11 protein-coding genes and 1 pseudogene are annotated in these 11,140 nt (G+C 66.9%); all 12 read left to right on the plus strand.

Annotated elements, in window-relative coordinates; all coding sequences use genetic code 11:
* Positions 1–312 (plus strand): annotated as a pseudogene (locus tag ABYB95_RS09215) (aldolase); the annotation flags it as partial.
* The gene (locus ABYB95_RS09220; protein ID WP_372658166.1) at positions 309–863 is read left to right on the plus strand and encodes a sugar transferase; all 555 of its coding nucleotides are present in this window, start codon (positions 309–311) and stop codon (positions 861–863) included. The pseudogene ABYB95_RS09215 and the gene ABYB95_RS09220, both read left to right, overlap by 4 nt.
* Positions 863–2,668 carry an asparagine synthase (glutamine-hydrolyzing) gene (gene asnB / locus ABYB95_RS09225; protein WP_372658167.1) on the plus strand — a complete coding sequence of 602 codons (1,806 nt, stop codon included), beginning with the start codon at positions 863–865 and terminating at the stop codon, positions 2,666–2,668. The genes ABYB95_RS09220 and asnB overlap by 1 nt, the downstream gene beginning before the upstream one ends.
* Positions 2,665–3,864 carry a UDP-glycosyltransferase gene (locus tag ABYB95_RS09230; protein WP_372658168.1) on the plus strand — a complete coding sequence of 400 codons (1,200 nt, stop codon included), beginning with the start codon at positions 2,665–2,667 and terminating at the stop codon, positions 3,862–3,864. Before asnB ends, ABYB95_RS09230 begins: the two co-directional genes overlap by 4 nt.
* A 57-nt stretch (positions 3,865–3,921) precedes the next feature.
* Positions 3,922–5,241 carry an N-acetyl sugar amidotransferase gene (locus tag ABYB95_RS09235; RefSeq protein ID WP_372658169.1) on the plus strand — a complete coding sequence of 440 codons (1,320 nt, stop codon included), beginning with the start codon at positions 3,922–3,924 and terminating at the stop codon, positions 5,239–5,241.
* 10 nt (positions 5,242–5,251) lie between these two features.
* A complete protein-coding gene (hisF, locus tag ABYB95_RS09240; protein WP_372658170.1) occupies positions 5,252–6,007 on the plus strand; it encodes an imidazole glycerol phosphate synthase subunit HisF in 756 nt (251 codons plus the stop codon).
* A complete protein-coding gene (hisH, locus tag ABYB95_RS09245) occupies positions 6,004–6,654 on the plus strand; it encodes an imidazole glycerol phosphate synthase subunit HisH (RefSeq protein ID WP_372658171.1) in 651 nt (216 codons plus the stop codon). Before hisF ends, hisH begins: the two co-directional genes overlap by 4 nt.
* A complete protein-coding gene (locus ABYB95_RS09250; protein WP_372658172.1) occupies positions 6,654–7,370 on the plus strand; it encodes an acylneuraminate cytidylyltransferase family protein in 717 nt (238 codons plus the stop codon). The genes hisH and ABYB95_RS09250 overlap by 1 nt, the downstream gene beginning before the upstream one ends.
* Complete coding sequence (gene neuB, locus ABYB95_RS09255) at positions 7,367–8,407, plus strand: N-acetylneuraminate synthase (RefSeq protein WP_372658173.1); 1,041 nt, start codon at positions 7,367–7,369, stop codon at positions 8,405–8,407. The genes ABYB95_RS09250 and neuB overlap by 4 nt, the downstream gene beginning before the upstream one ends.
* Complete coding sequence (gene neuC, locus ABYB95_RS09260) at positions 8,404–9,558, plus strand: UDP-N-acetylglucosamine 2-epimerase (protein ID WP_372658175.1); 1,155 nt, start codon at positions 8,404–8,406, stop codon at positions 9,556–9,558. Before neuB ends, neuC begins: the two co-directional genes overlap by 4 nt.
* On the plus strand, positions 9,548–10,192 hold the full coding sequence (locus ABYB95_RS09265; RefSeq protein WP_372658177.1) for a NeuD/PglB/VioB family sugar acetyltransferase: 645 nt from the start codon (positions 9,548–9,550) through the stop codon (positions 10,190–10,192). Before neuC ends, ABYB95_RS09265 begins: the two co-directional genes overlap by 11 nt.
* A partial coding sequence (locus ABYB95_RS09270) for an aminotransferase class I/II-fold pyridoxal phosphate-dependent enzyme (protein WP_372658179.1) occupies positions 10,189–11,140 on the plus strand: 952 nt, incomplete at its 3' end. The genes ABYB95_RS09265 and ABYB95_RS09270, both read left to right, overlap by 4 nt.

The following is an 11,140-nucleotide window of genomic DNA, read 5'->3' on the forward strand; positions in this document are numbered from 1 at the left end:
CGGCGGGTGCACGCCCAAGGCTTGCGCCTGGGGTTTGGTGGCATCGCGCGGCTGGACGAAGGCTTGCTGCCCGGCCGCGATGTGCTGGCCGAACACCTGCGACTGGGTTCGCAAGCCGTGATCCTCTCGCGCACCTTCCACCGCGCGGATTCGAACGCGGTCTTTGAAGCTGAAATCGCCCAGCTGCGCCAGGCCGAAACCACATTGCAACATCGCAGCCCGCTGCAGGTGGAGGCAGACCGGCTGCGCATCGCCGCGACCATCGACGGGATCGCGCGCGCCATGGGCGCAGATGCCCAGCAGCGCCCATGAAGCGCTTGCTCGACGCCCTGCTGTCCCTGCTGGCCTTGTTGCTGCTCAGCCCCTTGTTGCTGCTGACGGCGCTGGCCGTGGCCCTGGAAAGTGGCCGGCCGGTGTTCTTTCGCCAGACCCGCATAGGCCTGGGCGACCGCGAATTCGGCATGTTCAAGTTCCGCAGCATGGTGAAAGACGCTGCCAGCACCGGTCCTTACTTCACCGCCGCCCACGACCCCCGCATCACCCGCGTGGGCCGCTTCATACGCCGCACCAGCCTGGACGAACTGCCCCAGTTGCTCAACGTGCTGCGGGGCGACATGAGCCTGGTGGGGCCGCGCCCCGACGTGCCCGCCCAGCGCGCGCTCTACACACCCGGCGACTGGGCGCAACGCTGCAGTGTGCGCCCCGGCATCACCGGTCTGGCGCAAGCGCTGTACCGCTCCGACTCCACACCCGCCCAGCGGCTGGAAGCCGACCTGCGCTACTCGCGCGAACAATCGCTGTGGCTGGATCTGAAAATCGCCTGGTGGACCGTGGCCCGCCTCAGCGGCAAAGGAGCCAACTGATGTGCGGCATCTTCGGCTACTGGGACCGCAGGCAACAAGCCCTGCCTGAAGAAGCCTTGCGTGCCATGGCCCAAACCCTGGTGCACCGCGGGCCCGACGACGAGGGCATTCGCCACCAGCCGCCACGCGGCGTGGCCCTGGGCAACCGGCGCCTGTCCATCATCGACATCGGCGGCGGGCACCAGCCCTTTGTGAGCGACGACGGCCGCATCACCGTGGTGCAAAACGGCGAGATCTTCAACCACGTCGAACTCGCCGCCGAGTTGCGCGCCCAGGGCGTTCGGCTGGACACGCATTCCGATACCGAGGTCATCCTGCGCCTCTACGAACGCGACGGCATGGCCTGCCTGAAAAAGCTCAACGGCATGTTCGCCATCGCCATCTACGATGCGCGCGAAGACGCCCTGTATCTGGCGCGCGACCGCATCGGCGTCAAACCGCTGTACGTGTTCGACGACGGCCAGCGCATGGTGTTCGGCTCCGAGATCAAGGCCTTGTGGCCTGCGCTCGGTGGGCAGCGCCGGGGCATGGACCTGGAAGCGATACACCACTACCTGACGTTCAACTACATTCCGGCGCCCTGGACCGCGTTTGACGGCGTGCGCCACCTCATGCCCGGCACCTGGCACAAGTACACACGCGGCACCCACGTGCACACCGAACGCTGGTGGCGTCTGGCCGACCAGCAAGAACAGGATTTCGGCTTTGACGCCTGGTCCGAAGAGTTCATGGCCTTGCTGGACGACGCCACACGCATCCGCCTGCGCGCCGATGTGCCCTTTGGCGCCTTTCTCTCCGGTGGCGTCGATTCCAGCACCATCGTCGGCCTGATGGCGCGGCACGTGAAAGAACCGGTCAAGACCTTTTGCATCGGCTTCGAAGACCCGCGCTACGACGAGTCGGCCTATGCCTTGCAGGCGGCCCAGCGTTTTGGCTGCAACCACACGCGCGAAGTGGCCGAGCTCAATATGCTGCAACGTTGGCCCATGGTCTTGCACCACCTGGACCAGCCGCACGGCGACGCGTCGTTCATGCCCACGCTGCGTGTGAGCGAACTGGCCGCCCACCACGTGAAAGTGGTGCTGACCGGCGACGGCGGAGACGAACTGTTTGCCGGCTACGACAAATACGCCCAGTTTTTTGCACGGCCCGATGCCCTGGCCCTGCCGCCCAGCGGGTTCGCACGCAGCTACTTCGACAGCATTTCGCTGTTCAGTCCCGACGCCAAATCCGCGCTGTACCGGCCCGCCGTGCGCAAGCTGCTCGACGGCATCGACAGCTTCAACGCAGCGGCCAAACCCTGGTTCGACGAGGCCCGCCATTTCGACCGCGTCAACCAGGCGCTGTACCTCGACATGCAGCTGCTGCTCAGCGGCAACAACCTCGTCAAGCCCGACCGCATGGGCATGGCGGTGAGCATCGAAGCGCGCACGCCGTTTCTCGACTGGCACATGATGGAATTCGCCTTTCGCTCGCGCGGCGACACCAAACTCTCGGCCGGTGGCGACAAAAAACACTGGTTCAAACGCGCCGCCGCACCTTTGATCGGCGAAGACCTGGCCTACCGCAAAAAGCAGATGTTCACCGTGCCGGTGGGCGACTGGTTCAAAGGCGAGCTGCACGGCTGGCTGCGCAACACCTTGCAAGGCAGTGATGTGATCAACCGCCTGTTCGAACCCGCCGCCGTCGCCGCCCTGCTGGACCAGCACCGCGACGGATCGGCCAATTTCACCCGCGAACTGCGGGCTCTGGCGGCGCTGGCGCTGTGGGACCAAGGCTCCGCCAGCGGAGGACCCGCGGCATGAAGAAGGTGCTGCTGGTCGCCTACGGCAGCGGTCACATCCAGATGGTGGTGCCGGTGGCGCAGGCACTGCAAGCCCATGGCCTGGCGCAGCCGGTGGTGCTGGCGCTCACCACGGCCGCACCGGTGGCCCACGCGGCGGGTCTGGAGACCGTGCAATTCAAGGACTTTGTGACGCCCGGCGATGCGGCCGCCCTGGCGCATGGGCGGCGCTTGATGCAAGGGCTGGCAGGCCCGGTGGCCGATCCTGATGAAACCGCCGCCTACCTCGGCCTGTCCTACGCCGATCTGGAGCTTGCGGTCGGACCCGAAGCCGCTGCGGCCGACTACCAGCGGCGCGGCCGTCAGGCCTTTCTGCCGGTGCCGACACTCACACGCGTGCTGCGCCAGCTCGCGCCCGATCTGGTCTTGGCCACCAACGCGCCACGCGCGGAACGTGCGGCGGTGCTGGCCGCGCGCGCACTGGGCATACCGGCCATCTGTCTGGTGGACTTGTTCGCCATCGACGAGGTGCAGTGGATAGGCGCGCCCGACTACGCCGACCGGGTCTGCGTGCTCAACGCATCGGTGCGCGACTTTCTGGTCGCAGCCGGGCGACGCGAAGAACAGATCACCATCACCGGCAACCCGGCCTTCGACGCCATCAACCGCCCCGAGGTGCTTGTGCAAGGGCAGGATCTGCGCGCATCGCAAGGCTGGGGCGCGAAAAAAGTGCTGCTCTGGCCGACCCAGGTCGAACCCGCCACCCACCCCTTTGATGGCCGCCCCGGCCGTCCCCAACTGCCCGGCGCGGCGCTGGCGCAACTGGTGCAATGGGTGCAAGCGCGGTCGGACACCGTGCTGGTGGTGCGCACGCGGGCGGGCGAAGCGCCGCCTGCGCTGCCCAATGACCCGCGGGTGGTGCTGACCGATCAGCGCTGGCCACTGGCGCCGCTGCTGCACGCCACCGATGTGGTGGTCACCCTCACCTCCACCGTCGGGCTGGAGGGCCACCTGGCCGGTTGCCGCCTGGTCCAGGTCACCGGTTCGGTGTTCGACCAGGCCATGCCGCTGGCCCGCTACGGCATCGCCGACCAGGCGGTGCCGCTTCAGGGTTTGAACCCGGCACTGGACCACTGGGTCGCCCAACCCCGTGGTCCTGCGCAAAACACGGTCTCTGCCACGCAACAGGTACTCTCGGTGGTGGCCGCGTTCCTATAATCCAAAAGTCCACCTTCTCCGCCGATTCGCCTCGGCCCCATTGGTCCCAGTCGCCGCATGTCCATCATTCCCAATCCCGCCCCTGTAGACCTCTCCGCCTTCGAGGCCAGCGACGACGACGCCCGCATCCTGTATGGCTTGCCGCGCCACGTGCATTTCTGCAAGCGCTGCGTCATATCGAACCAGCGCCCCAATTCGGCGGTGGAATACCAGCACACCAAGGCCAGCAAGAAGGCCACCATCGCCTTCGACGAAGACGGCGTGTGCGATGCCTGCCGCTTTGCCGAACAAAAGCACGACGGCGCCATCAACTGGAAAGACCGCGAAGACCAGCTGGCCGTGTTGTGCGACAAGTTCCGCAGCCGCTCCGGCTACGACTGCCTGTTGCCCGGGTCGGGCGGCAAAGACAGCTTTTACGCTTCGCATGTGCTCAAGACCCGTTTTGGCATGCACCCGCTCACCGTCACCTGGGCACCGCATCTGCACACCGAATGGGGTTGGAAGAATTTCCAGAGCTGGTTGCACGCCGGGTTCGACAACTACCTGATGACGCCCAATGGCCGTGTGCACCGGCTGCTGACCCGACTCGCCGTGGACAACCTGTTCCACCCGTTCCAGGCCTTCATGTTCGGGCAAAAATCGCTGGCGCCCAAGATGGCCTTGCTGCACGACATCCCGTTCGTGGTGTACGGTGAAAACGAAGCCGAATACGGCAACCCGATTGGCGACACCAGCAGCGCCCAGCGCGACTGGTCGTACTTCACCTCGTCCAATAAGGCAGAGATTTTCCTGGGCGGCACCTCGCTGAAAAGCCTGTACGAGGACTTTGGACTGGAAGAGCAAGACCTGCTGCCCTACCTGCCGGCCGACCCCGTGCAAATGCAGCAAAAACAGGTCGAGGTGCATTACCTGGGCTATTACCTCAAGTGGCACCCGCAGAGCTGCTACTACTACGCGGTGGAGCACGGCGGCTTTGAAGCTTCGCCCGAACGCACGCCGGGCACCTACAGCAAATACAACAGCATCGACGACCGCATCGACGACTTCCATTACTACACCACCTTCACCAAGTTCGGCATCGGGCGCGCCACCTACGACGCCGCGCAGGAGATCCGATCGCGCGACATCGATCGCGGCGAAGGCGTGGCCCTGGTGCGCCGCTACGACGGCGAATTCCCCGAGCGCTTCGCCGAGGAAATCTTCAACTACCTGAGCATCCCGGCCAAGGAATTTCCGCAGGCGAACAAGATGTTCGAAGCGCCCACCATGGACCGTGACTATTTCATGCGCCTGGCCGACACCTTCCGCTCACCGCACTTGTGGAAGCGCGAGAACGATCAGTGGAAGCTGCGCCACACCGTGTTCGACGGCGCTTGATCCCCATCCCATGCCCGGCTTGCGCATCATTCCCCGCCTCGACATCAAGGGCCCCAATCTGATCAAGGGCATCCAGCTCGAGGGCCTGCGCGTGGTGGGCGATCCGCAGGCCTTTGCGCTGCGTTACTACGAACAGGGGGCCGACGAGCTGGTGTTCATGGACATCGTGGCCAGCCTGTACCAGCGCAACAGCCTGTCCGACATCATCCGCCGCGCCGCGCACCGCATCTTTGTGCCCATCACCGTGGGCGGGGGTCTGCGTTCGGTGGCCGATGTGCACACCGCCCTGCGCTCGGGTGCCGACAAGGTGGCGATCAACACCGCCGCGATTGCGCGCCCCGAACTGATCTCGGAAGTGGCGCAGCGCTTTGGCTCGCAATGCATGGTGTTGTCGGTCGAAGCCAAGCGCACCGGCCCCGGCCACTGGGAGGCCTACACCGACAACGGGCGCGAACGCACCGGCCTGGACGTGGTGGACTGGATCGCACGCGCCGTGGAACTGGGCGCGGGCGAGGTCCTGCTCACGGCGGTGGACAAAGAGGGCACGCGCAGGGGGCTGGACATCCAACTGCTGCAAGCGGTCAACGCGCGGGTCGGTGTGCCCGTGATCGCCAGCGGTGGTTTTGGCGATCCGCTGGACTTGAAGCGCGCCGCCGAGGTGGGTACTTCGGGCGTGGCGATCGCCGACGCTCTGCACTGGGATCGCATGACGCTGCCGCAGATCAAACAGGCCGCGCGCGACCAAGGGCTGGAGGTGCGGCTGTGAGCGCGCGCCCGGTCACCGTGCTCGACTACGGCATGAGCAATCTGCTCAACGTGGTGTGGGCGCTGGAACACTGCGGCGCACAGGTGCGGGTGGTGGAGCAGGCCAGCGAAGTGGGCGATCTGCCCGGCCATATGGTGCTGCCCGGCGTGGGTTCGTTCGAGCACGCGGCCCACGCGGTGCGGCACCGGGGTTTCGACGATTTGATCCGCCGCCACGTGGCCGCCGAGCGGCCATTTCTCGGCATTTGCGTGGGCGCACAGCTGCTGCTGGACGTGGGCGAAGAAAACGGCGAGCACGCCGGTCTGGGCCTGATCCCGGGCCGGGTGCAGCCCGTGCCCACCCGAGCCCCCGATGGCCAGACCTTGCGCATTCCGCACATCGGCTGGAGCCGCCTGGAGCGGCCCGCACAGCGCGCCTCTTGGCAGCACACGCCGCTGGCGCGTTTGCCCGAAGGCGAACACGCCTACTTCGTGCACTCGTATGCGCCCGTGCCGCTGGACGAGGCGCACCGGCTGGCCGACACCCACTACCACGGAGTGCGCATCTGCGCGGCCGTGGCCCGCGACCACGTGTTTGGTTGCCAGTTCCACCCCGAGCGCAGCGCGCAAGCGGGGCTGGACATGTTGCAACAGTTCATGGCCTTGTGATGAACCCGTCCACCACCGCCGACACCATTGCCACCATCTGCGCACGCGGCGGCAGCAAGGGTTTGCCGGGCAAGAACATCCGCCCGTTCAATGGCAAGCCGCTGATCGTGCACAGCATCGAACAGGCGCTGGCCTGCTCCGGCATCGCATCGGTCTACGTCTCCACCGACGACGCAGCGATTGCCGACGTGGCGCGGTCCGCTGGCGCCCTGGTGCCTTATCTGCGCCCGGCCGAACTGGCGACCGATCAGGCGGCCAAGCTGCCGGTGATCGAACACCTGGTGCAGCACCTGGAGGCCCAGGGTCGGCGCATCGCGCGCATCGTGGACCTGCAACCCACCTCGCCCCTGCGCGAGACCGCGGACATCGCCGCCGCCTTGTCGGTGCGCCCGCAAGCGCCGCTGGTGGTGAGCGTGCGCGAAGCCTCCGACAACCCCTATTTCAACCTGGTGGAAACCGCGCCCGATGGCTGGATGCGCCTGAGCAAAGGCGCGGGCAAGACCCGCCGACAAGATGCACCGGGCGTGTATGCGCTGAACGGTTCCATCTACGTCTGGCAGCGCGCGGCGCTGGCGCATGCCGCCGAACACGGCCTGTGGAGCGTGAACATGGGCGTGTTCGAGATGCCGCGCTGGAAGTCGGTGGACATCGACGATCTGGACGATTTCGAGTTCGCAGAGTGGCAAGCACTGCGCCACCGGAAAGCCACACCATGAGCGCCCAGCACGCACCGGTTTTTGTGATCGCCGAGGCCGGCGTCAACCACAACGGCGATCTGGCGCTGGCGCTGGCGCTGTGCGACGCGGCGCACGCGGCGGGCGCCGACGCGGTGAAGTTCCAGACCTTTCGCGCCCAGGACCTGGTCGTGCCGGGGGCGCCCACGGCCGCATACCAGTCGCGGCAAACCGGCGAGCAAGACCAGTTCGCCTTGCTGCAAGGCCTGGAGCTGAGCGAAGCGCAGCACGCACAGATACAAGCCCATTGCCAGGCCATCGGCATCGAATTTTTCTCCACCCCGTTTTCGCTGGACGCGGTGGATCTGCTGCAGCGCCTGGGCGTGAAACGCTTCAAGCTGTCGTCGGGCGAACTCACGCACCGGGCACTGGTCGAGCACGCGGCCGCCACGCAACTGCCGCTGCTCATGTCCACCGGCATGGGCACCATGGCCGAGATCCACGAAGCGCTGTCCTGGGTCCGGGCCGCGCGTGGACACCTCGACCAGGTGGTGGTGATGCACTGCACCTCGGCCTACCCGGCCCACGACGACACCCTGAACCTCACCGCCATGCACCAGATGCGGCGCGAACTCGGTGTGGCCATCGGCTACTCCGACCACAGCCTGGGCATAGAAGCGCCGCTGGCGGCGGTGGCACTGGGTGCCTGCGTGATCGAAAAGCACCTCACGCTGGACCGCAACATGCCCGGCCCGGACCACAGCGCCTCGCTGGAGCCGGGCGACTTTGCCCGCATGGTGCAAGGCATACGGCGCACCAGCGCCATGCTCGGCGACGGTATCAAGGCGCCCCGCCCCGAAGAACGCGACACCGCAAAGGTGGCGCGCCGCAGCGTGGTGGCCGCGCAAAACATCGCAGCGGGGCAAACGATCACCGCCGAACTGCTGGCTTGCCGACGCCCCGCCACCGGCATCCCGCCACGCGAGCTGCCGCAACTGCTGGGGCGCAGCCTCAAGCACGCGGTCCAGGCCGGCGCGGTGCTCAACTGGTCCGACTTTGAGGATGGGGACGCCACTTGAGCACCCACCCCACCCCCGCCGTGCGCCAGGTGCTCTACCTGAGCGGCACCCGGGCCGATTTCGGTTTGATGCAGAGCACCTTGTTACTGGCTGCCTCACACCCCGCCCTGCAAGTGGCGGTGGCGGTCACCGGCACGCACCTGAGCGCCGCGCACGGCCACACCGTGGACGAGATCCGCGCAGCAGGTTTGCCCGTGGCGGCCGAACTGCCGCTGGACGTCAGCACGCGCACGCCCGCCAGCATGAGTGCCGCCGTGGCGCAATGCCTGCAAGGCATGGGCCAGCTGCTCGAAGCACAGCGCCCCGACCTGCTGCTGCTGCTGGGCGACCGCGGCGAAATGCTGGCCGGCGCCATTGCGGCCCTGCACCTGGGCCTGCCCTGTGTGCACATCCACGGCGGTGAACGCTCGGGCACGGTGGACGAGCCCATGCGCCACGCCATCAGCAAGCTGAGCAGCTACCACCTGGTGGCCACCGAAGCTTCGCGCCAACGGCTGCTGCGCATGGGCGAAGCCGAAGCGCGCATCCATGTGGTGGGTGCACCCGGGCTCGACGGCCTGCGGGAACTGGCGGCAGGCCCGCGCGAAGCCGCCCTGGCCGCGCTCGGCATGCCCGCCCACCAGCCCTTTGTGCTGGCCGTCTTCCACCCGGTGGTGCAGCAAGCCGAACAAGCGCGGGAACAAACCCGCAGCCTGATCGCCGCCTTGGTCCAACAAGGGCTGCCCGTGCTCTGGCTGGAACCCAACGCCGACGCCGGTGCGCTGGGCGTGCTGCAAGCGCTGGACGAACACGCCCTGCCCGCCGGCTCGCGGCGCGTGGCACACCTGGGCCGCCCCCTGTTCGCGCAAGCCATGCGGCACGCGGCGGTCATGGTTGGCAACTCCTCGGCCGGCATCATCGAAGCGGCCAGCTTCGGCACACCGGTGGTCAACATCGGCGACCGCCAGCGCCTGCGCGAACGCAATGCCAACACCGTGGACGCCCCGCTGCAAAGCGACGCCCTGCAAAAAGCGCTGGCACAGGCCTTGAACGCACCGCGCTTCGAAGCCGTGAACCGCTATGGTGACGGACAGACCGCCGCGCGCATTGTGGAACACCTGGCCACCCTGCCACTGGACGCCAGCGTGCTGGAAAAAACCAATGCCTACTGAATCCGCACACCCCTCCACACACACACCCGCCCTGTTGCTGTTCGGCGCTGGTGGACACGCCCGCGTGGTGGCCGATGCCCTGCTGCGAACGCCGGGCACCTGGCGGCTACAGGCCTCCGACCGCAACGACGCGCTGTGTGTGGGCGAACTGCTGCCCGGCGTGCCATTGACCCCCATGGGCGCTCTGGGCCACTGGCCACAGGCCTTGCACGTGGCCATTGGCGACAACGCGGCGCGCGAAAAAGAGAGCCTGGCCCTGGGGCCGGACCAGCTGGTTTCCGTGCTGCACCCCTTGGCCTGCGTATCGCCACACGCACAGATCGCCGCCGGTTGTTTCGTCGCCGCGCAAGCGGTGCTGGCGCCAGGCGCGGTCCTGGCCATGGGGGTGATCGTCAACCATGCGGCGGTGGTGGACCACGACGTAACCATAGGCGCATTCACGCACATCGCACCCGGCGCGGTGCTGGGCGGCGGCGTGCGCGTGGGCGCGCGGGTCTTGCTGGGTGCGGGCGCGGTGGTGCGGCCCGGTGTTTCAATTTGCGACGGTGCCGTGGTCGGCGCCGGTGCAGTGGTCTGCGCAGACATTCTGCAAGCGGGCGTTTATGTCGGTGTGCCGGCCAGGAGAATGGGATGAATCAAACCGAATTCAACGCCTTGTGTGTGCCGCCCAGCACCACGCTGCGCGCCTCGCTGGAGCGGCTGGACAGCACAGCCCGTGGCGTCTTGCTGGTGGTCGGCGATCCAGGCGTGCTGGTGCGCACTCTCACCGACGGTGATCTGCGCCGCGCTCGGTTGCAAGGCCTGGACGACAACACGCCGGTGGGCGCGCTGCCCGCGCAAACACCGCTGGTGGTGCACGAAGACGCCACCGCTGCGGGCGTGCTGGCCATGATGGACGAACACCAGATCGACCACGTACCGGTGCTCAATGCGGTTCAAAAACCGGTCGACGTGGTCTTTCGGCGCGAGATGTCGCAACGCATCTGGTTGTCGTCGCCGCACCTGGGCGAAGAAGAAACCGCGTTCGTGGAAGAGGCTTTTCGCACCAACTGGATCGCGCCGCTGGGCCCCCATGTGGATGCCTTTGAACGCGAACTGGCCGAACATGTGGGCGTGGGCCACGCGGCAGCGCTGAGTTCGGGCACCGCCGCCATCCACCTGGGTTTGATCTTGCTCGGCGTGCAACCGGGCGACACCGTCTTTTGCTCCTCGCTCACCTTTGTCGGCAGCTGCAACCCGATTCTGTACGCCGGCGCACGCCCGGTTTTCATCGACTCGGAGCCGCAGAGCTGGAACATGTCGCCCCAGGCGCTGGAGCGGGCCCTGGCCTGGGCGCAGCGCGAAAACCGCCTGCCGCGCTGCGTGATCCTGGTCAACCTCTATGGCCAGAGCGCCGACATGGATGCGCTGCTGCCGATCTGCGAAAGCTACGGCGTGCCGGTGTTGGAAGACGCGGCCGAATCGCTGGGCGCACGATACAAAGACCGCGCCAGCGGCAGTTTTGGCCGTCTCGGTGTCTATTCCTTCAACGGCAACAAAATCATCACCACCTCGGGTGGCGGCATGCTGGTGTCGGACGACG

The sequence above is a fragment of the Hydrogenophaga sp. genome, from assembly GCF_041633695.1.
GTDB lineage: Bacteria > Pseudomonadota > Gammaproteobacteria > Burkholderiales > Burkholderiaceae_C > Hydrogenophaga.